General features: G+C 59.3%; 22 protein-coding genes and 1 tRNA gene. 14 read left to right on the forward strand and 9 right to left on the reverse strand.

Features of this window, described 5'->3' with window-relative positions:
- Positions 1-393: 393 nt before the first annotated feature.
- Positions 394-483, reverse strand: a tRNA-Ser gene (locus I3253_RS17975).
- Positions 484-580: 97 nt separating this feature from the next.
- Here I3253_RS17975 and I3253_RS17980 point away from each other — a divergent pair.
- Entirely contained in the window at positions 581-1,438 is an 858-nt protein-coding gene (locus I3253_RS17980; RefSeq protein WP_197919203.1) for a DUF2059 domain-containing protein, read from the forward strand.
- Positions 1,439-1,450: 12 nt separating this feature from the next.
- Here the strand turns inward: I3253_RS17980 and I3253_RS17985 are convergent, their stop codons facing one another.
- Complete coding sequence (locus I3253_RS17985) at positions 1,451-1,786, reverse strand: zinc ribbon domain-containing protein YjdM (RefSeq protein ID WP_197919204.1); 336 nt, start codon at positions 1,784-1,786, stop codon at positions 1,451-1,453.
- Between the two features lie 234 nt (positions 1,787-2,020).
- Here I3253_RS17985 and I3253_RS17990 point away from each other — a divergent pair, with 234 nt between their 5' ends.
- The 8 genes from I3253_RS17990 to I3253_RS18025 all read left to right on the forward strand — a co-directional run bounded on the left by I3253_RS17990 (position 2,021) and on the right by I3253_RS18025 (position 9,665).
- Positions 2,021-3,778: an adenylate/guanylate cyclase domain-containing protein gene (locus I3253_RS17990; protein WP_197922722.1), complete on the forward strand. Its 1,758-nt coding sequence runs from the start codon at positions 2,021-2,023 to the stop codon at positions 3,776-3,778.
- A gap of 236 nt (positions 3,779-4,014) precedes the next feature.
- A complete protein-coding gene (locus tag I3253_RS17995) occupies positions 4,015-4,611 on the forward strand; it encodes a 50S ribosomal protein L21 (protein WP_197919206.1) in 597 nt (198 codons plus the stop codon).
- Between the two features lie 26 nt (positions 4,612-4,637).
- The gene (gene rpmA / locus I3253_RS18000) at positions 4,638-4,907 is read left to right on the forward strand and encodes a 50S ribosomal protein L27 (protein ID WP_127112085.1); all 270 of its coding nucleotides are present in this window, start codon (positions 4,638-4,640) and stop codon (positions 4,905-4,907) included.
- A gap of 82 nt (positions 4,908-4,989) precedes the next feature.
- The gene (locus tag I3253_RS18005) at positions 4,990-5,583 is read left to right on the forward strand and encodes a LysE family translocator (protein ID WP_197919207.1); all 594 of its coding nucleotides are present in this window, start codon (positions 4,990-4,992) and stop codon (positions 5,581-5,583) included.
- An 11-nt stretch (positions 5,584-5,594) separates the two neighbouring features.
- Complete coding sequence (locus I3253_RS18010) at positions 5,595-6,140, forward strand: GNAT family N-acetyltransferase (protein ID WP_197919208.1); 546 nt, start codon at positions 5,595-5,597, stop codon at positions 6,138-6,140.
- Positions 6,141-6,199: 59 nt separating this feature from the next.
- On the forward strand, positions 6,200-7,237 hold the full coding sequence (gene obgE / locus I3253_RS18015) for a GTPase ObgE (protein ID WP_197919209.1): 1,038 nt from the start codon (positions 6,200-6,202) through the stop codon (positions 7,235-7,237).
- On the forward strand, positions 7,225-8,331 hold the full coding sequence (gene proB, locus I3253_RS18020) for a glutamate 5-kinase (protein WP_197919210.1): 1,107 nt from the start codon (positions 7,225-7,227) through the stop codon (positions 8,329-8,331). The genes obgE and proB overlap by 13 nt, the downstream gene beginning before the upstream one ends.
- A gap of 68 nt (positions 8,332-8,399) precedes the next feature.
- Complete coding sequence (locus I3253_RS18025; RefSeq protein WP_197919211.1) at positions 8,400-9,665, forward strand: glutamate-5-semialdehyde dehydrogenase; 1,266 nt, start codon at positions 8,400-8,402, stop codon at positions 9,663-9,665.
- On the opposite strand, the gene I3253_RS18030 is transcribed toward I3253_RS18025, so the two are convergent.
- A complete protein-coding gene (locus I3253_RS18030) occupies positions 9,662-10,258 on the reverse strand; it encodes a histidine phosphotransferase family protein (RefSeq protein WP_197919212.1) in 597 nt (198 codons plus the stop codon). The genes I3253_RS18025 and I3253_RS18030 overlap by 4 nt on opposite strands.
- Before the next feature lie 30 nt (positions 10,259-10,288).
- On the opposite strand from I3253_RS18030, the gene I3253_RS18035 reads away from it, so the two are divergent.
- The 5 genes from I3253_RS18035 to tsf all read left to right on the forward strand — a co-directional run bounded on the left by I3253_RS18035 (position 10,289) and on the right by tsf (position 14,129).
- Positions 10,289-10,471 (forward strand): DUF3553 domain-containing protein, encoded by a 183-nt coding sequence (locus I3253_RS18035; protein WP_197919213.1) that lies wholly within the window; start codon positions 10,289-10,291, stop codon positions 10,469-10,471.
- A gap of 123 nt (positions 10,472-10,594) precedes the next feature.
- Complete coding sequence (locus I3253_RS18040; protein ID WP_197919214.1) at positions 10,595-11,374, forward strand: GNAT family N-acetyltransferase; 780 nt, start codon at positions 10,595-10,597, stop codon at positions 11,372-11,374.
- 35 nt (positions 11,375-11,409) lie between these two features.
- Positions 11,410-12,201, forward strand: a complete 792-nt coding sequence (locus I3253_RS18045) for a lysophospholipid acyltransferase family protein (RefSeq protein WP_197919248.1) — start codon at positions 11,410-11,412, stop codon at positions 12,199-12,201.
- A 190-nt stretch (positions 12,202-12,391) separates the two neighbouring features.
- Positions 12,392-13,180, forward strand: a complete 789-nt coding sequence (rpsB, locus tag I3253_RS18050; RefSeq protein ID WP_197919215.1) for a 30S ribosomal protein S2 — start codon at positions 12,392-12,394, stop codon at positions 13,178-13,180.
- 67 nt (positions 13,181-13,247) lie between these two features.
- Complete coding sequence (gene tsf / locus I3253_RS18055; protein WP_197919216.1) at positions 13,248-14,129, forward strand: translation elongation factor Ts; 882 nt, start codon at positions 13,248-13,250, stop codon at positions 14,127-14,129.
- Positions 14,130-14,483: 354 nt separating this feature from the next.
- Here tsf and I3253_RS18060 read toward each other — a convergent pair whose 3' ends face one another.
- The 6 genes from I3253_RS18060 to pstC all read right to left on the reverse strand — a co-directional run bounded on the left by I3253_RS18060 (position 14,484) and on the right by pstC (position 20,706).
- Entirely contained in the window at positions 14,484-15,215 is a 732-nt protein-coding gene (locus tag I3253_RS18060) for a LuxR family transcriptional regulator (protein WP_232272187.1), read from the reverse strand.
- Between the two features lie 426 nt (positions 15,216-15,641).
- On the reverse strand, positions 15,642-16,331 hold the full coding sequence (gene phoB, locus I3253_RS18065) for a phosphate regulon transcriptional regulator PhoB (RefSeq protein ID WP_197919218.1): 690 nt from the start codon (positions 16,329-16,331) through the stop codon (positions 15,642-15,644).
- 33 nt (positions 16,332-16,364) lie between these two features.
- Positions 16,365-17,063 carry a phosphate signaling complex protein PhoU gene (gene phoU, locus I3253_RS18070; protein ID WP_197919219.1) on the reverse strand — a complete coding sequence of 233 codons (699 nt, stop codon included), beginning with the start codon at positions 17,061-17,063 and terminating at the stop codon, positions 16,365-16,367.
- A 16-nt stretch (positions 17,064-17,079) separates the two neighbouring features.
- Entirely contained in the window at positions 17,080-17,877 is a 798-nt protein-coding gene (pstB, locus tag I3253_RS18075) for a phosphate ABC transporter ATP-binding protein PstB (RefSeq protein WP_197919220.1), read from the reverse strand.
- A gap of 16 nt (positions 17,878-17,893) precedes the next feature.
- Positions 17,894-19,237, reverse strand: coding sequence for a phosphate ABC transporter permease PstA (gene pstA, locus I3253_RS18080; protein ID WP_197919221.1), 1,344 nt, complete (start codon positions 19,235-19,237; stop codon positions 17,894-17,896).
- Positions 19,234-20,706: a phosphate ABC transporter permease subunit PstC gene (pstC, locus tag I3253_RS18085; protein ID WP_197919222.1), complete on the reverse strand. Its 1,473-nt coding sequence runs from the start codon at positions 20,704-20,706 to the stop codon at positions 19,234-19,236. The genes pstA and pstC overlap by 4 nt, the downstream gene beginning before the upstream one ends.
- Between the last annotated feature and the right edge of the window lie 52 nt (positions 20,707-20,758).

The raw sequence follows: 20,758 nt of genomic DNA on the forward strand, positions 1-20,758 counted from the left end.
CGTTTCGCCATCTCGTATCCCTCCAAAAAGTTCGGGATACACCTTAGCTAACTGTCCGGATTTCCGGGACCACTTCACTCCAAAAAGTTCGGGATACACCTTAGCTAACTGTCCGGATTTCCGGGACCACTTCAGGTGACAACGGATTTCGGTAGGAACTGTCAAGTGAACTAAGGAGGGGATCCCGCGATTGCGGGGTCCCTTTTTTCATGTTTGGGACGTGCGGTCAGCCGTGAAAACAGCATAGAATTCGGTCCAAGAGGGCATAGTCGGTATACCCAGTAGCTCTAAAAGGTGTCATAGTATGACACTTTTGGCCATAAGTCTCGATAACAGACATTGGCGCCACTTCCCTTGGGTGGGGAGAATTTTCACGCAATCTCAGGGGGATAGTGGCGGAGAGACAGGGATTCGAACCCTGGGTGGGCTTGCACCCACAACGGTTTTCGAGACCGCCCCGTTCGACCACTCCGGCACCTCTCCGCGGGGGTCTTGGTGAGGGCGTCGTTTAATGGCGTTTGGGAAGGGGCGCAAGAGCGATTTGCATTGTTTTGCGCAGGAAATTCGATAGCCTGTGTTCATGCTGACCAAATCGCTTTCCGCACACCGTGCGCACCCGCTTGGAATATGGATACTTGCAACCTTCATCGTGCTGTCGGTGTCGGCCATACCTGTGCGTGCGGCGGAGCGAGACAAGGTTGCGGCCTTTCTGAAGATCACCGGATTTGATGTGGCGATCGAGTCGATCGCCCAGTCGGCCAGAACCGCGCCGGAGATGCTGGGACTGGACGCCGGGGATTTTGGCAGCCAGTGGATGCTGCTGGCGGATACGGTGTTTGATCCGTCGTATATGCGCGATCGTGCCACAGACATATTGGAGGCCACTCTGGAGGACGACTTGCTGACCCATGCGGCAGGTTTCTACGCCTCAGAACTGGGACAGCGGCTTGTCGCGGCGGAAAATCAGGCCCATATGGCCGATGACGACGAAAAATACTCTCAAGGCGCGCTGTTGCTGGCGGAATTGCAGGAGGCGGACGACCCGCGGATTGACTTGTTCGATCGCATGGGGAAAGCCATCGATCCCAACAATATCGGCTTGCAAGCCATGACGGAAATTCAGGTCCAATTCATTCTTGCCGCGTCTTATGCCGGGGTCATCACGTTGCGGGTCGACGAGCAAGGGTTGCGCGCGGCGCTGGCCGAAAATGCCGAGGAAGTGGCAGCCTCAGTTGAGATTTCCGCGCTGCAAAATGCGGCCTACACCTATCGTGATTTCACCGTGGAAGAATTGAAAGCCTATGCCGCAGCATTGGAAGCGCCGGAAATGATGACGGTCTACGAGTTGATGAATGCCGTGCATTTCGAGGTGATGTCCAACCGGTTTGAGGCGCTGGCCCTGAGGCTGGGACAGTTGCAACCCGCGCAAGATTTGTAAGGCGGCGCAGAATCAGCCCGCGACCTTCTTGACGAATTGCGACTTAAGCCCGATCGGCCCGACACCGGGCACTTTGCAGTCAATGTCATGATCGCCGACAACCAGCCGGATTCCCCGGACTTTCGTGCCCACCTTGATCACGCTGGATGTTCCCTTGAGTTTCAGATCCTTGATCACGGTGACGGTATCGCCGTCGGCCAGGATATTGCCGACACTGTCACGCACGGCAGTTTCAAAAACCGCGTCTGGCGTCCATTCATGTCCACATTCCGGGCATGTCAGCAGCGCGTCCATCTCGTAGGTATATGAGGATCGGCAATTGGGGCAGGGGGGCAAGGTATCGGGCATGAACGCGCTATAGGGACGGATGCGGCGATCGTACAGCCCTAATTGATGGACTTGCGCCTGGTCTTCGCCGCAAGCGACTGCCGTGTAAACAGGCCGAGGCCGGGATAGCCTGCCGGGGGATATGTCTTGTGCAATCAGGCTTGGGGCAAGGCGGTTCATCCGGACCCCGCGCGCGCATTCCCTTGCACAAAGTTTTCGCTAGGACAGTGCCAGTTCAAACGTTACTTTCGCATGATGTCAGATCTTTTTACAAGAAAGTTGGCGGCAATTGTCGCAGCCGATGTCGCCGGATACTCGCGCATGATGGCAATGGACGAGTTTGGCACGATCAACGCCATTCGCCGATTGCACGAGGAAACAATTTCCCCCATTGCCGCCCGTCACGGTGGCAGGGTCGTCAAAACGATGGGAGACGGATTCCTGCTGGAATTCGCATCGGCAGTTGCCAGTGTCGAAGCGGCCGTCGGAATCCAGAGGGCGCTGGACAAGATCAACGGCGACGCCCCCGAAGACAGGAGTCTTCGGCTGCGGATCGGTATTCATGTTGGCGACATTGTTTTTGAAGGGGATGACATCTTCGGAGATGGTGTGAATGTCGCGGCCCGGATAGAACCTTTGGCGCAACCGGGTGGCATTGGCATATCCGACGAAGCCTATCGGCAAGTCAGGGATCGGGTTGCAATTGAATGGACGGATGGCGGCGCGCAACAGTTGAAGAATATCAGCCACCGGATGCGCATCTGGCATTGGAACGGGGCGCCGAATTCGAAGAATGTCTTTGTACCGGTGGAACCGGCACCGACCGAAATGCCATCTGTCGCGGTGCTGCCATTTGACAATATGTCAAACGACCCCGAGCAGGACTATTTTGCCGACGGAATGACGGAAGACCTGATCACGGATTTGTCGAAAATCTCGGGATTGTTTGTCGTGGCGCGGAATTCGACCTTTGCTTTCAAGGGGCAGGCGGTCGACATTCCTACCGTGGCACGCCGGCTTGGCGTGGCCAATGTCATCGAGGGGAGCGTGCGCAAGATGGGTGGCCGCGTCAGGATAAATGTTCAGCTGATCGATGCGGCGACTGGCGGGCATCTGTGGGCGGAACGCTATGACGGGTCGCTGGACTCGGTGTTCGAATTGCAGGACGCCGTGTCGCGCGAGGTTGTTTCGGCCCTTTCCGTGCGGCTGACGCCTTCGGAATCCAAACGTTTGTGCCATGTTCACACGACGAACCTGGAAGCCTACGAGCTTTTTGTTCAGGCCAAGGCAACGCCATATCCGCCGATCCCGGGGCGGATCGAGGCCGCGCGCGCGCTGTTTGAACAGGTGGTCGAAATGGCACCAGAATTCGCCGGCGGATATGCCGGCCTGTCCTGGTTGATCAGTTTCACAGCCTTATGGGGTCATGAAGACCCAGCCAAACTTGGCTTGCGTGCCGAGGCTTTGGCGCAAAAGGCCCTTGCGGCGGATGTCTGCTTTGGATGGGCCTACACGGCGCTGGCACTGGCGCTGTTGGCGCAGCGTCGGTTCGACGAGGCAGTAGATGCCGGGCGGCAGGGCCTGGATTATTTGCCCAATGACGCGGATACCAATGCCTTCATGTCGGTGATCCATGCCATGCGCGGCAACCACGAAGACGCAATCAAGGCTGCTGACCAGGCGGTGAAGCTGAGCCCGAATTTCATCAATGGCCCGTACCTGAACGTCATGAGCCATTGTCTGTTCATGGCCGGAAAATATGAAGACGCACTGGTCTGGTATGAAAGGAACATCGTGCGGGGCGGGCCGGTGGGCCCGCCAGCCCTATGCTGGGCAGCCGGCAGCTATCAGGTAACCGGCAATGTGGAGGCTGCTCAGAATGCAGTGGCCGAATTGAAGCTGCGCTTTCCGACATTCGGATTGAAGGGTTGGAATTTGCTGGCCCTGATCGAACATGACGCGGACAGGGCGCGGATCGAAGCCCTGTTCCGCAAAGCGGGAATCGGCGACTGACAGGCCTGATTGCGCAGAGGACGGGGCGAAGCGTGGCTGGCCGGTTGAACAGGAAAAGTTACCGCTTGACGGCGCCGCCAATTCAATGGATAAGCGCGCATCCCGGCGTGAAGCGCGTGCTTTGCGCCGTGTTTTATTGACACCACAGCCCGAAAAGGGCGCGCTGTTCGAGGCGGCTGAAAGCCAAAAACTCCCGGATGGGGGCCACAGGACGCGGTAGATCGAAGGATAAGGACATGTTCGCAGTCCTCAAGACCGGCGGCAAACAGTACAAGGTCCAGGCAGGTGATATCCTGCGCGTGGAAAAACTTGCTGCGGATGCCGGAGAAAAGGTTCAGTTCAACGACGTGCTGATGCTGGGCGGTGACAACACCGTTGTGGGCGCGCCGTTCGTTGATGGTGCCGCCGTGCAGGCAGACGTGATCGACCAGATCAAGGGCGAGAAGCTGATCAATTTCGTCAAGCGCCGTCGTAAGCACAGCTCCAAGCGTACCGTTGGCCACCGTCAGAAGCTGACCCTGGTCAAGATCACAGACATTCTGGCGTCGGGCGCCGATAAATCGGGTGTGAAGGCTGCCATGGGCGCAGGCTCGGTTGCCGCGGCCCCCGCCGCCGCTGCTGCCCCCGCCAAGAAGGCTACCAAGGCCGAGGCCCCCGCAGCCGCAAGCGACGATCTGACCGCCATCACCGGCGTTGGACCTGCCGCCGCAAAGAAACTGGCTGACGCCGGCATTACCAGCTATGCTCAGCTGGCCGCCGTGGATGTGGAAACGTTCGATGCCGTCAAAGTGAAGCCCGAGTGGGTTGAACAGGCCAAGGAACTGGCCAAGTAAGGCCCAAGGATTAGGAGAACAGCGATATGGCACATAAAAAAGCTGGTGGTAGCTCCCGTAACGGACGCGACTCTGCTGGTCGCCGCCTTGGCGTCAAGAAATACGGTGGCGAAGTTGTCGTTCCCGGCAACATCATCCTGCGTCAGCGCGGTACCAAGATGTGGCCCGGCGAAGGCGTTGGCATGGGCAAGGATCACACTATCTTTGCGACCGTCGACGGCAACGTGAAGTTCCACAAAGGCCTCAAGGGCCGCACCTTTATTTCGGTCCTGCCAGTGGCGGAGGCCGCGGAGTAAGCCGACCTTAAAGGTTTTCGAACATGAGGGGATCGGCACAAGGCCGGTCCCCTTTTTCGTTTTGCCGCAATGAGATTTTGCCATGGGCGTTGCCATCGCCAGTTTCAGCGTATTTGCCGCAAGTCAGGTGGGCACACCGGGGCCTGCCAATATGGCACTGCTTGCCACGGGCGCTCGCTATGGGTTCCGGGCGGCGCTGCCTTTTGTGGCGGGCGTGGCGCTTGGCAAACAACTGATCATCTGGCCCGTCGGATTCGGGCTGATGGGACTGGCGGCCCGGATGCCCTGGGTGTTCGAACTGCTGAAATGGGTGTCGGTGGCCTATATCTGCTGGCTGGCGTGGAAAGTGGCGCAACTGCGGCTTGACCCGGACCGGGCCGGACTGGACACCGCGCCGGGATTTTTCGCGGGGCTGTGGATACATCCGCTCAACCCCAAGGCCTGGGCGATGATTGTCGCGGGTTTTACCGGGTTCGTCACCCCCGGCACCCCGGCCTTGCAGGCCACGGCAACGATCGCCATCTCGTTGTTGGCCTGCCAGGCACTGTTTCACCCGATCTGGACCCTTGCGGGCGACCGGATCGCCCGGCTTGTCGCGGGACGCCCCGCGGAACGCTATCTGATGCGCACTCTGGCCGCGCTGACCGTGGCCTCGGTGATGGTTGTTGTGTTTTGAGGAGGACGCACATGAAACTTGATGCGATCGTGAACCAGCCCGTGATCGAAACGGAACGGTTTGTGCTGCGCCCTTTGCGCAGGTCAGACCAGGGTCTGATCGAATTCTATGCCAGCCAGGCGGACGTGGCCCGCATGACCACGTCGATCCCGCATCCGCTGCCGCCCGGCGCGGCGGAAGCCTTTATCGCGCGTGCGCAGACGGCGGACCGGATCGAGGATGTCTGGGCGATGGACGGGACAGCCTCGGGCGAGCCCGAGATCATGGGGCTGATCGGCCTTAAACGGCTGGATAATGAGGTGAGCGAAGTGGGCTATTGGGTTGGTCCGGCCTTCTGGAATACCGGACTGGCCTCGGACGCGGTACGCGCCCTGGTCCACGCAAATCCGCTAAAAAACCGCGCCTTGTTTGCCAGCGTGTTCCAGGACAACCCGGCCTCGGCGCGGGTGTTGACGAATTGCGGGTTCCAATATCTGGGGGACGCCGAAAGCTTTTCGGTGGCACGCAACGCGACGGTGCCAACCTGGACCTATACGCAAAACCTGCGAACAAATTGAATTGAGCCAAGGGCCGGACCGCGTTATCAGGCGGGCGTTGCCCCATAAAGGACATCGACATGAAATTCCTCGACCTTGCCAAGGTTTATATCCGCTCCGGCGCGGGCGGGTCGGGCTGTGTGTCCTTCCGGCGCGAAAAGTACATTGAATATGGCGGGCCGGATGGCGGCGATGGCGGCAATGGCGGCTTTGTCTGGGCCGAGGCGGTCGACGGGCTGAATACGTTGATCGATTTTCGCTATCAGCAGCATTTCTTTGCCAGAAACGGCCAGCCGGGTCGCGGGCAGCAACGCACGGGCGCCTCGGGGGATGACATCATTCTGCGGGTGCCCGTCGGCACCGAGATCCTGGACGAGGATCAGGAAACCGTGATTGCTGACCTGACCGAGGTGGGCCAGCGCGTCCTGCTTGCCAAGGGCGGCAATGGCGGCTTTGGCAACCTGCACTTCAAATCCTCTACCAACCAGGCCCCGCGCCGGGCCAATCCCGGCCAGGCCGGTGTCGAACGCACGATCTGGCTGCGGCTCAAGCTGATCGCCGATGTGGGCCTGTTGGGCTTGCCCAATGCCGGCAAGTCCACCTTTCTGGCGGCCACGTCCAACGCGCGGCCCAAAATAGCCGATTACCCGTTTACCACGTTGCACCCCAACCTTGGGGTTGTGGGTGTTGACGGGGTGGAATTTGTGGTTGCCGACATTCCGGGCCTGATTGAGGGTGCCTCTGAAGGACGGGGTCTGGGCGATCTGTTTCTGGGGCATGTCGAACGCTGCGCGGTACTGCTGCATCTGGTGGACGGGACCTCTGGCACGTTGTTGGATGACTATAAGACCATCGTGCAAGAGGTTGGCAACTATGCGGAAATTCTTGCCACCAAGCCACGAGTTACGGTGCTCAACAAAATCGATTCGCTGGATGAAGAGGAGCGTGCCTTCTTGAAGGAAGAGCTGGAAGTGGTCGCCGGCGGCCCCGTGTTGATGATGTCGGGCGCCAGTGGCGAGGGCACGGTGGACGTGTTGCGTGCATTGCGGCGCGAGATAGACGAAGACCGGCTGCGGCTGAAGAAGGTCGACGAGGAGGACGAGACTTGGCAACCCTGATCGGGGCGAAACGGGTTGTTGTCAAGATCGGGTCCGCGCTGTTGGTGGATCGGACAAGCGGCGCATTGCGCCATGACTGGCTGACCGCGCTGGCCGAAGATGTGGCCATGCTCAAGGCGCGCGGCACGGATGTTGTGCTGGTGTCCTCCGGCTCGATCGCACTGGGCCGCGGCGTGCTGGGCCTGCCCCGAAACGAGTTGCCGCTTGAGCACTCACAGGCTGCGGCCGCCGTGGGACAGATCCGGCTGGCACGGGCCTATGAAGAGGTTCTGGCGCCCCACGCGATCACCACGGCGCAGGTGCTTGTCACTCTGGAAGACAGCGCCAACCGCCGTCGCTATCTGAATTCCCGCGCCACACTGGAAGCGCTGATCGGCTTTGGCGTGGTGCCCATTGTCAATGAAAACGACACCGTGGCCACTGACGAAATCCGCTATGGTGATAACGACCGTCTGGCAGCGCAGGTGGCGCTGACCACCGGGGCGGACCGGTTGATCCTGCTCTCGGATGTGGATGGGTTTTATTCGGATAACCCGATGAAAAATCCGGCCGCACGCCGTTTTGACGTGATTGACGAGATCACACCCGAAATCGAGGCCATGGCCGGAGAGGGCACAAGTGGCCTTTCCAAGGGTGGCATGATCACCAAGCTGTTCGCGGCCAAAACGGCCATGACGGGCGGCTGCGCCATGGCGATTACCGAGGGCAGCGTCCTGCGCCCGCTCAGCGCGCTGGAAAACGGCGCCAACGCGACCTGGTTCACCGCACAGGGCACACCGCAACTGGCACGCAAACGCTGGATCGGATCGATGAAACCGCAAGGCGACATTACAGTTGATGCAGGCGCGGTCAGGGCGCTCAAGGCCGGTAAAAGCCTTCTCAGCGCAGGGGTGCGCGCGGTGAACGGGACGTTTCAGCGCGGCGATCCGGTGGCCATTCTTGGCCCCGATGGGCACAGGCTGGGGCAGGGGCTGGTGGCCTATGCCGCCAACGAGGCCGTCGCCATAAAGGGCGCGCATTCGTCGCAGATCGAGGCTATTCTGGGCTACCCTGGGCGCACGGCGCTGATCCACCGTGACGATATGGCCCTGTGATCTTCATTTTGCTAAAAATACTCACGCCGTAGGCTCCGACCTCGCACCACATACAAAGGACCAGGACGATGAAAGACATCGCGGATATCCCCAATCTGATGGCTGAAATTGGCACCAGCGCCAAGGCCGCGAGCGCGGAGCTGGCCTTTGCCCCGGCGACGGCCAAGACCCGGGCGCTGAACGCCGCCGCCGATGCTGTTTGGGCCAAACGGGCCGGGATCATTGCCGCCAATGTCAAAGATATGGCGTATGGCCGCGACAAGGGCTTGTCGGCGGCGATGCTGGACCGGCTGATGCTGGACGAGGCGCGTATTCAGGGCATTGTGGACGGGCTGCGCGCGGTGGCGGCGCAGGACGATCCGGTCGGAGAAGTGCTGACCGAGTGGGACATGCCGTCGGGCCTGCATATCCGCCGGGTGCGCACGCCGCTGGGCGTTGTGGGCGTGATCTATGAAAGCCGTCCCAACGTGACGGCGGATGCCGGGGCGTTATGCCTGAAATCGGGGAATGCCGTGATCCTGCGTGGCGGATCAGAGAGCTTCCATTCCTCCGGCGCAATCCATGCCTGTCTGGTCGAGGGGCTGAAGGCTGCCGGGCTGCCGGAAGCGGCGATCCAGCTTGTACCGACACGGGATCGCGCGGCGGTGCAGGAATTGCTCACCATGGTCGATACCGTTGACGTGATTGTTCCGCGTGGCGGCAAAGGTCTTGTCGGTCTGGTACAGCGTGAGGCGCGTGTGCCGGTCTTTGCGCATCTTGAAGGTATCGTGCATATCTATCTGGACGCAGCCGCGGATCCGCAAAAGGCGCTGGACGTGGTGATGAACGCCAAGACCCGGCGCACCGGGATTTGCGGCGCGGCGGAATGCCTGCTGATCCATGAAAGCCTTGTCGATACGATCGGGCAGGGAGTGCTGCGCGCCCTGATCGACGCGGGGGTTCGGGTCCATGCCAATGAAACGCTGCAAGGGATCGAGGGGACCTTGGCGGCCACGGCGGACGACTGGGGCAAGGAGTATCTGGACCTGGACATCGCCGCGCGGGTGGTACGTGACGTAGACGATGCCATTGCGCATATCCGTCAATATGGCTCGCATCACACCGATTGCATCATCACCGAAGATGACCCAACCGCCGAACGTTTCTTTGAGCGGCTCGACAGTGCGATCCTGATGCGCAACGCCTCAACCCAGTTTGCCGATGGCGGCGAATTCGGTATGGGCGCCGAGATCGGGATCGCGACGGGCAAGATGCACGCGCGCGGACCGGTGGGCGCCGCGCAGCTGACGAGTTTCAAGTATCTGGTGGACGGCAACGGTACCGTGCGCCCTTAGAAATGCAACGCGAGGCGGGTATCCTCGATGTCCACGGAAATCCGCCGCTCCAGTTCCTGGGCCACCAGAGGCAGTAGCGCAAACTGCACATGCGCCGGTGTCACCGCGGCGGGCGCGCGGGTCTGATCCAGCGCGGCCCATAGCGGCGGGTCGATACGCAGTTTGCCGGCGGTGGCGTGGATCGACCAGGCCGCGCCCACTCGCGAAATTGAGACCAAGCCGCCATAGGGCATCGCTGTTTCGGCACACATCAAGGCCAGAAAGGCCAGACGAAGTTCGGGGCGCGATACGTCGCCCTGCACTGTCCAGTCGAACGCGATTCGCGCGCCGGTGGCGATACCGTCAAGAACGGAATGAATCTCGGAAGCACCGATCTGTTGCCCAGTGCTACACAGACCAAAGGCGATGCGGAAAAACCGGATGCGGGCGCTGGCGTTGCTGACGCTGTCGCTGATCAGGTCAAGTTCGGGCCCGGCAGCGCCCCCCGACAGCCCGATCAATTCCAGCCCGTTGCCGATGGCCCCAACCGGGCTGATCAGGTCGTGACAGATGCGCGACCCTACCAAAGCCGCGATTTCCGTATTATCTGTCATGCGACACACTCCTTTCTGGCGGGGCCGACGATGCAAGACCTGAACGCGTTTCTGGAACCGGGCATGCTTGTTACCCATCCCGACCGCCCGGATTGGGGCACCGGCCAGGTGCAATCCAATATCGGCGGCAAGATTACCGTGAATTTTCGCGAAGCGGGCAAGGTGGTCATTGAAGGATCCCGGATCATGCTTTTGCCCGCCAGTGAGGCGTAAAGTGATTAACAAAGCGTTTACGCAACCTAGGGTGGAATGAGGGGCGTTGTCCACCCATGAGGGATCATTGCGTTTGCGCGTGGGGCTGATACAAGGCGCGCAAACGCCACTCCGACACAGCGCATGACCCGACCAGAGCCCAAATTTATCTTGAAACTGGCCGAGACCGAGGCCGAGCTGAAGGCCGCACAGCGCCTGCGCTATCGCGTGTTCGTCGAGGAACTGGGCGGGGCAGGGCCGATGGTGGATCATGCGCAGCGCTTGGAGCGTGACCGGTTCGATCCATTTTTCGACCACATGATCCTGATCGATGACGCTCTGGAGGCCGAGCCGGAGGACCGGGTGGTGGGGGTATACCGCCTGTTGCGTTCGGATGCGGCCCAAAAAGCCGGGCAGTTCTATTCGGAAGACGAGTATGATCTGGAGGTTCTGCGCACCGGAGGACGACGGCTTCTGGAGCTTGGGCGATCTTGTTTGCACGAAGCCTATCGCGGTGGCGCCGCCATGTTTCACCTGTGGAACGGGCTGGCGGATTACGTGGCCGATCACCGCATCGACGTGCTGTTTGGCGTGGCCAGCTTTCACGGCACGGATATTGATGCGCTGGCACAACCGCTGTCGTTGCTTCACGCCCGCCATCTTGCACCGTCCGATCTGCGGGTGCGCGCTCAGCCCGCCCATTTTCAGCGCATGGACCTGATCCAGAACACGCAAATTGACCGGCGCGCGGCCATGTTGCAGGTGCCCGCCTTGATCAAGGCCTATCTGAGGCTGGGCGGCTTCGTGGGCGAGGGGGCGTTTGTCGATCACGCCTTCAATACCACGGATGTGTGTCTGATCATGGATACCAAACGTATGAATGCGCGCAACAAGGCGCTGTACACGCGGGATCGCGCCCTGTGAGCCGCCCCTGGGACGATCCGGCCGATTATACCCGGATGCCGCCGATTCCGGCCATGGGTTGGCTGAGGGTTCTGCTGCGCGGCGTAACGCTGGCGATGCTGGTGTTCGGCTGTTTACTGATCCTGTTGCTGGTACGACTGATCGAGAGACCTGCGTTTGGAGTGCACCGTCCCTGGACGCCGTGGATCACCCAATTTGTCTGCCGCAATGCCTTTCGCATCCTGGGAATGCAGTTCGAAAGCGAAGGCGCGCTTATGCAGGAACGCGGCGCTGTGGTGGCCAATCATTCCTCGTGGCTGGATATATTTGCGCTCAATGCCCGCAAACGCATCTATTTCGTGTCCAAGGCCGAGGTCGCCAACTGGCCCGGAATCGGATGGCTGGCCAAGGCCACGGGTACTGTGTTCATCAACCGCGACCCGCGCGAAGCACGCGGACAGAAAGCGGTTTTCGAAGCCCGGCTTCTGGCCGGGCACAAGCTGTTGTTCTTTCCGGAAGGCACGAGCACCGACTCTATTCGCGTGCTTCCGTTCAAGCCGACACTTTTTGCGGCCTTCTTTGCGCCTGAACTGCGCGAGGTTCTGCATGTCCAGCCGGTGACGGTGGTATATTCTGCACCCGAAGGTGCCGACCGGCGGTTTTACGGCTGGTGGGGCGAAATGGATTTCGGTCCGCATCTGCTGCATGTGCTGGCGGCAAGGCCCCAAGGCAGCGTGCGGCTGATCTATCATGCGCCGGTGCGGGTGGCCGATTTTGCCAATCGCAAGGCGCTGGCGGCCCATTGCGAGGCGGTGATCCGGGCCGCGCACCCCGCCGCGATCGCTTAATCCTGCCCCAAACCCGAAAATACGGATCGGAGTGCTTGCATCCGGTCCGGGGATCATGTATCGCGCGCGCATTCAAACCCGCAGGCGGGGTTTGGGCTAGGGCAGGGGAGACATCCCTGCCGGTCCGCCGGTTGGAGCATCCGCTCTCACTTCACCCCGCCAAGGCGTAAACCGGAAAAGGAAATACAGCATGGCTCTTCCCGAGTTCACCATGCGCCAGCTGCTGGAAGCAGGCGTACATTTTGGCCACCAAACGCAACGTTGGAACCCCCGCATGGGCGAGTTCATCTATGGTGCGCGCAACGGCATCCATATCATGGACCTCACCCAGACCGTCCCGATGCTAGACGCGGCGCTGAATGCCGTTCGCGACACCGTTGCCAAAGGTGGCCGGGTTCTGTTCGTAGGGACCAAGCGTCAGGCCGCCGGCCCGATTGCCGACGCCGCCGAGAAATCAGCTCAGTACTATATGAACCACCGCTGGCTGGGTGGTACGCTGACCAACTGGAAAACCGTTTCGCAGTCCATCAATCGTCTGAAGGAAATCGACGAAAAGATGGAAACCGGCGCCGACGGGCTGACCAAGAAGGAACGTCTGGGCATGGAGCGTGACCAGACCAAATTGCAGGCGTCTTTGGGCGGTATCCGCGAAATGGGCGGTGTGCCAGACCTTCTGTTCGTCATAGATGTCAAGAAAGAGGCGCTGGCCGTGGCCGAAGCCAACAAGCTGGGTATCCCGGTTGTGGCCGTTGTTGACACCAACTGCTCGCCCGACGGCGTGGATTACATCATTCCGGGCAACGACGATGCGGCCCGTGCCATCTCGCTGTATTGCGACCTGGCCTCGCGCGCGGCTCTGGATGGCATGTCGGCCCAGATGGGTGCGGCAGGTGTTGACCTTGGTGCCTTTGAAGACGCCCCGGTGGAAGAAGCCGTGGCCGAAGATGCACCCGCTGCGGCTGCCGAAGCCCAAGCGTAACATATCTGGTCCGAAGGCAGGGTAAGCCGGCCTTCGGACTCCATTTTTCAGACGAGGAGAGCCGAAAATGGCGATCACAGCAGCTATGGTCAAAGAACTGCGCGAGATGACCGGCGCAGGCATGATGGACGCGAAAAAAGCGCTGACAGAGACCGATGGCGATCAGGAAGCGGCAATCGACTGGCTGCGCACCAAGGGTCTGGCCAAGGCCGCCAAGAAATCGGGCCGCATTGCCGCCGAGGGACTGGTGGCCGTAAAGGTTGACGGCGGCAAGGGCGTTGCCGTGGAAGTGAACTCGGAAACCGACTTTGTCGGCAAGAACGCCGATTTCCAGAAAATGGTTGGCGGGATCGCCGATGTCGCGCTGACCGTTGACAACACCGAGTCCCTTCTGGCAGCGGACATGGGTGGCAAATCTGTCGCCGATACAGTGACCGATGCGGTGGCAACCATTGGTGAGAATATGTCGGTGCGCCGCATGGCCACTGTCGAAGGTGAAACCGTCGTGTCCTATATCCACAATCCTGCCGTGCCCGGAATGGGCAAGATCGGCGTGCTGGTTGCGATGAAGGGTGGCGACGAGGCGTTCGGCAAGCTGGTCGCAATGCACGTGGCTGCGGCTGATCCGCGCCCGCAGGCGCTGACCTCCGATGATCTGGATCCCGCCGTGGTGGAAAAGGAACGTTCCGTTCAGATCGAGATCGCGCGTGAATCGGGCAAGCCCGAGCAAGTCATCGAGAAGATGATCGAAGGCCGCATGAAGAAATTCCTGGCCGAGATCACGCTGGTGAACCAGGCATTTGTGGTCAACCCCGACCTGACCGTTGCGAAGGCGGCAGAGGAGGCCGGGGCCGAAATCACCGGCTTCATTCGCATGGAAGTGGGCGAAGGTATCGAAAAGAAAGAGGAAGACTTTGCGGCAGAAGTGGCCAAGGCCGCTCAGGGCTAAAATTTGCCTTGTCGAAGAGTTGCAATGGGCCGCCGGTGTAATGCCGACGGCCCATTTTCATATTCGGCAGCGCGCCAAAAAAACGGCGCCGCACATGGGCGACGCCGTTCCTTTTCCAAGCCTCCGTAACATGGGGATGGGGAGGCCCAAGAAAACGCCAGCCAACAAGCAAAATAAGACTGCGACTGACATCCGGGTTGGATACCGGTCGACCCCCAGAGCCCCGAAATGGCGAAGGTAGGCGCCGAACTTGTCCCAATGGCCAAAGCCACCACTCACGGAACAAACACAGTTTGACAGCTTGACCCACGGTTAAGCAAGTCAGAAATACCGTACTTTTGACGCTATTATGCGTCAGCTTTGGGATTCTGGCAAGTAAATTTGGTGCATGAAGGACGCCTTGAGCAAGGCCTGCGCGGTGGTTTCGACATTCATGGCCTGGCGCGCCAGTCGCAAGTGCTTTTCCACCGTTGCGGGTGTGCGTTCTATCAGGGTGGCGATGTCCTGGATCGTCTTGCCATCACCAACCCATTCAAGAACCTCGCGCTGTCGTTTGGTCAGCTCGCGCTCGGGATAGGTGTAGGGCAGGGAGTGAATTTTCAGATGCGCGACGTTGTTGATCAGCACAATGTTGCCGCCATGCTGGGCCCAGATATCGTCTACGTCCCTTTGCGTCAGGCCGGAACGCCCTCCTAGGGAAATAGCGCCCTTGGTACGCGAAGAGACAGCCGGGAAACTGATTGTATAGCCAGCGGTCAAATTGAGAGATTGATTGACCCGATAAACTTCGATCTGTTCGGGTGACAACAAACCGGCATCATAGGCATCATGTACCGCTTGCCAGCTTTTGGCGCCGGAGTTGTTCAGCGTCCATTCCATCATCGGCGTATGAAAATACATGCCTTCGCCAAGGAACTTGTCAAGATATTCACGGGAATGATTGGACAGGATGAAGAAATCCTCAACGTCGCCCAAGGAAACACCGCTTCTGAAATTGGTATAGCCGTAGATCAGCCGATCGAACCCGTAATCCGACATGCGAGCCACGTGCATATCCCACAAGGCTTCGAGGCTGGTCTCGTTCATTACCGCTTTGATATATTCGAGCGTGTCCCGCATCCCAATAATTACACTTTCCAATTGCGTACAAATAAGCTCGGCCAGGACGCCAGGGGCCGTTGACGGTGTCCGCGCCGCAAAGCGCAGTCCGAAGTCGCTGCGAAATTGATAACTCTTGAATAATACCTATCGGAAGTATCTTTGTTCTGTCCAGTGCAACCACGACCGTGGGACACAAAAACGCAGGCTGGATCGGTTACGCCTTGTTTTTACATAATACCGATTATGCGAATTTAGCAATCTGAATAACTTGCGTAAATACAATTGGTTGGGAGGCATAGCTCGGGTTGAAATGAACTAATGTAGTACTGTCAACTCTCGTTCAGCCGCATCAAGCCTACAATATTTCCAATCATTTGACCGCATAAATCCACGGTTTCCAACCCACCGCGTTCATCCAAGCGCATAGCCGGCACCGCGAACGGTGCGCAGAGGATCCTCGCCTCCGTGTTCGCAAAGCGCCTTGCGCAGCCGCCCGATATGTACATCCACGGTCCGGCTGTCGACATAGATGTCCCTGCCCCAAACCCGGTCCAATAGCTGTTCGCGGCTCCAGACACGGCCGGGTTTTTCCATGAATGCCGTCAACAGGCGAAATTCGGTTGGGCCCAGCTTCAGCAACTTGTCCTGGCGGGTTACACGATGGGTCTCGGAATCCAGCAAGATGTCCTGGTACTCCAGAGTTTGGCCAGCCGCGGCCGGGCGCACCCGCCGCAACTGGTTGCGCACACGGGCCAGCAATTCCATAACTGAATACGGTTTGACGACATAATCGTCGGCCCCGGTTTCAAGCCCCCTCACCCGGTCCACCTCTTCCGAACGTGCCGACAGCATGATAATCGGAATACCCTTCGTACTGCTCCGGGTCTTCAGCCGTCGGCAGATTTCGATGCCTGACGTGCCTGGCAGCATCCAATCCAGAACAATCACATCGGGTGCAACTTCTTCCACCATCAACAAGGCATCGTCACCGTCTCCGGCGGTTTCAACGTTGTAGCCCTCGGCATGAAGGTTGTAGGACAATACCTCGCGTTGCGCCGGCTCGTCTTCGACAACCAGCACGGTGGGGTGGTCTTTGGTCATGGTCCGAATACTCCAGATCAGCAAGTTGGCGCGTCATTCGGCGTCGTAGCGCGTGGCCTTGGGGCGGTCATCCTCGGGCATTTTTCCGGTCACGAGGTAGATTACCTGCTCAGCAATCGACGTTACGTGATCGCCCATCCGCTCGGTGTTCTTCGCGATGAAATGCAGGTGCATACAGGGCGATATGTGACGTGGGTCTTCCATCATGAAGGTCAGGAACTCGCGGAACAGGGCATTGTACATCTGATCGATCTCGCGGTCGCGCTCCAGCACGTCACGCGCAAGTTCAGCGTCGCGTTGGATATAGGCATCCAGCACGTCCTTGAGCATCAGCTGCACCTCGCGCGCCATACGGCGCAGGCCACCTCGCGCGCCCTCGACCGGGGTCATGTGCACCAGAACAGAGGTGCGCTTGGCCATGTTCTTTGCATAGTCGCCGATACGTTCAAGGTTTCCCGTGATCTTCATCACCGTCAGCACCAGGCGCAGGTCGATGGCCGTCGGCGCCCGCAACGCGATCAATTGGGCGCATTGCGCATTGATAGTGTCTTCAAGTTCATCAATTGCCGCATCCGCCTTGCGCACTCTTTCCGCCAATTCCTCGTCACGGTTCTTGAGCGATTTGGAGGCATCCAGGATTGCCGCCTCAACCAGCCCCCCCATCTTCATCACAAGCGCCTGTACGCCCTCTAGATCCCGGTCGAATGCCGAGACAATATGCTGGTCGTTCATCGTCCGATCCTCTGTGTTAACCAATCCGTCCCGTGATGTAGCTTTCGGTACGCTCGTCCTTGGGATTTGTGAAAATTTGCGAGGTGTCGCCGTATTCCACAAGGTTTCCCAGATGGAAAAACGCGGTTTTCTGGCTGACCCGGGCGGCCTGTTGCATCGAGTGGGTCACGATCACCACCGAATACTGGTTTCTCAGCTCGTCGATCAGCTCTTCGACCTGCGCGGTAGCAATCGGATCGAGCGCCGAACAAGGTTCGTCCATAAGCAGAACCTCGGGTTCGGTGGCCACCGCGCGCGCGATGCACAGGCGCTGTTGCTGGCCGCCAGACAGCCCGGTTCCCGGGGCATGAAGCCTGTCCTTCACCTCGTCCCAGATCGCGCCGCGCCGCAGGGATTTCTCCACGATCACATCCAGATCAGCCCTGGAACGGGCAAGGCCATGGATGCGCGGGCCATAGGCCACATTGTCATAGATCGATTTGGGGAACGGGTTGGGCTTTTGGAACACCATGCCCACCTTGGCGCGAAGCTGTACCGGATCGACCTTCTTGTCATAGATGTCTTCGCCGTCCAAAAGGATATCTCCTTGCACGCGACATATATCAATTGTGTCGTTCATCCGATTGATACAACGCAGGAAAGTGGACTTGCCGCATCCCGACGGGCCGATAAAGGCGGTGACGGATTTCGATTCGATATCCACGTTCACGTCCTTGATGGCATGGGTGTCGCCATAATAGACCTGAACATTTCGGGCCGAGATCTTGGTTTCCTTCTGGTCCACGGTATCCCCCGGGCGTTGTGCGTCAAACATGTGAGAATTCCTTGACTTACCAGCGGCGCTCAAACCGCCGGCGCAGGATGACTGCAAGAGTGTTCATCGACACGAGGAAGATCAAGAGAATGATGATTCCGCCCCATGCGCGTTCATAAAAGGCCGGATCGGCGCGCTTGGCCCATTCATAGATCTGAGCCGGCATGGCCGAGTTGGGTGACAGCAGGCCCTCGCCAATGGTCTGAGGCATGTTCGAGGCGATAAATCCGATCATGCCAATCAAAAGCAGTGGCGCGGTTTCGCCCAGGGCCTGCGCCAGACCGATGATGGTGCCGGTCAGGATGCCGGGCGCGGCAAGAGGCAGAACGTGGTGAAAGACAGATTGCATCCTGGAGGCCCCTACCCCCAACGCCGCGTCGCGGATCGACGGTGGCACCGCCTTGAGCGAAGCGCGCGTGGAAATGATGATGGTCGGCAGGGTCATCAGCGTCAGCACAAGGCCGCCCACAAGCGGGGCCGATTGTGGCAGGTGCATATAGTTGATGAAAACGGCCAGCCCCAGGATGCCGAACACGATCGACGGAACAGCGGCCAGGTTGGAGATGTTCACTTCGATAACATCGGTGATCCAGTTCTTGGGTGCAAATTCCTCAAGATAGATAGACGCGGCGACACCAATGGGCAGCGACAACGCTAGAACGGTCAGCATCATGAACAATGAGCCCATCATCGCCACGCCGATCCCGGCGGCTTCTGGGCGCTGATCCGACGCATCCGCGCCAATGATGAAATCGATATTGAAGGTCTTTTCAAGAATGCCCGCGTTGATCAGTTGATCCGCGAAATCAAGCTGTTCTGCGTTGACGTTCTTGTCATTGGCGATACTCTCGCGGGTCACGCGCCCCTTGAGATACCCGTCGATCCGGCTGTTGGCAAGAAAGCGGAATTCGATCGTTTCACCAATTTTCTCAGGGTTGGCAATCACGTATTCGCGCAGTTGCGACGCGGCCGATTTTGACAGCAGCGCGGCCATTTCCTTGGACTTAAGGTCGGTTTCGATGCCCCTGTCGCCAACGACCTTTTCAAAGGCATCCTTGATCAAGGGCGCATAGCCAAAGGTCGTGACCTTCTTGATTTCTTCGATGTTTCGATTGCCCTTCTTGTCCAGTTTGGCCTCCTGCAATTCGACCTGCATGGTGACAAAGCTCTGGCTAAAGGCCCCGGCCCCTTTGGAGAGGATGGCGTAAACGAGCGTCACAAGCATCAACAGGCCAATTGCGATCGCAGCGATTCCGTATGCCCGGAACCGGCGCTCGGCGGCGTTGCGGCGTTTGGTGCGTGCGCTCATGTGGTGAATCGATGACTGCAATTCACCTTTGGGCGTGGTAGCGTCACTCATTCGTATTGCTCCCGGTATTTGCGCACGATCACGAGTGCAAGGACGTTCAGGCCGAGGGTGAGGACAAACAGGGTCAGCCCGAGAGCAAAGGCCACCAGCGTTTCCGGGCTGGAAAAATCGCCGTCGCCAGTCAGTTGGCTGACAATACGGGTGGTAATGGTGGTCATCGAGTCAAAGGGGCTCAGCGAGAACTTGGCTATCGCCCCGGCCCCCATGACCACAATCATGGTCTCCCCAATGGCGCGGCTGGCCGCAAGTAGGATCGCGCCTACGATACCAGGAAGCGCCGCCGGAATCACCACGTTGCGAATGGTTTCCGAAGGGGTCGCCCCAAGGCCAAGGGAGCCGTCACGAATGGATTGGGGTACGGCATTGATTATGTCGTCCGAGAGCGAGCTGACAAAAGGGACCAGCATGATTCCCATCACCGCGCCCGCTGTCAGAACCGATGTGGCCCCTGACATCCAGTTCACCCCCAGTGTGCCTGACTGCCCAAACAGACTGACCAGCAGCGGACCAACGGTCAGCAGGGCAAAGAGACCGTAAACAATGGTCGGAATCCCGGCCAGAATTTCCAGCAGGGGTTTGGCAATGGCCCGGGTCTTCGGACCCGCGTATTCCGACAGAAATATCGCTGCGAAAAGGCCAATTGGCACCGCCACCAGCAGCGCGATGAACGAAATATACAGCGTGCCCCACAACAATGGCAGAATCGACAGGTCTGAATCCCCGCGAAAATTGGGCGCCCAGGTGGCACCAAAGAAGAAATCCGAGACCGAATGCAGGCGGAAGAAATTGATCGATTCAAACAGCATCGAGAAAACGATTCCGATCGTGGTCAGGATCGCCAGCGAGGCTGCGGCCATCAAGAGCAGCAGGATAACGCGCTCCACCACATTGCGTGCGCGGAATTGCCCATGGCTGATGCGTATCGAGACGCCCAAACCGACCATCGCGAGCGCCAGCACAGTCACCGTCATGGCCAATGCGCCCGACGCCGACAAGTTGCGATAGCTCTGTGCGGCGCGCAGGACTTCGGGGCGCACCTCTTGCCCCAGCGCAACGCCGACCTGCCCCAGAACCGCGCGAATATCGGATGTTTCGGCCCGAAGTGTCCGGGCTTGCTCGTTGCTTATGGCTCCCTGCTGCACCGCCACGTTCAGCCCCTCGGCCACACGTCTTACATCGGCCATGACCAGGTTCAGGTTCGCCCCGTCGGGGATCAGGCTTGAGGGGATCATGCCGGACACCGACCGTTCAACCAGAATCGGCTGGGCCAGCAACCAGATCGCCAGCAGGCCCATCGCGGGAACAAGCACGCTGATCGCGGCACTCGCGCCGTAGTACACCGGCAGGGAATGCAGCACGCGGCTATCGCCGCCCACGGAATTCACCGCACGTATGCGGCCAATAAAATACCCCGCCACAGCCAGGGCGAGGAGGATCAGGACAAGCCAGAATACAGGCATTTCAGGGGAGCCAATTCAGCAGGTAAGGTCGGGCGACGCATAAGCGCCGCCC

Source organism: Thiosulfatihalobacter marinus, assembly GCF_016019955.1.
GTDB lineage: Bacteria > Pseudomonadota > Alphaproteobacteria > Rhodobacterales > Rhodobacteraceae > Shimia > Shimia marinus_A.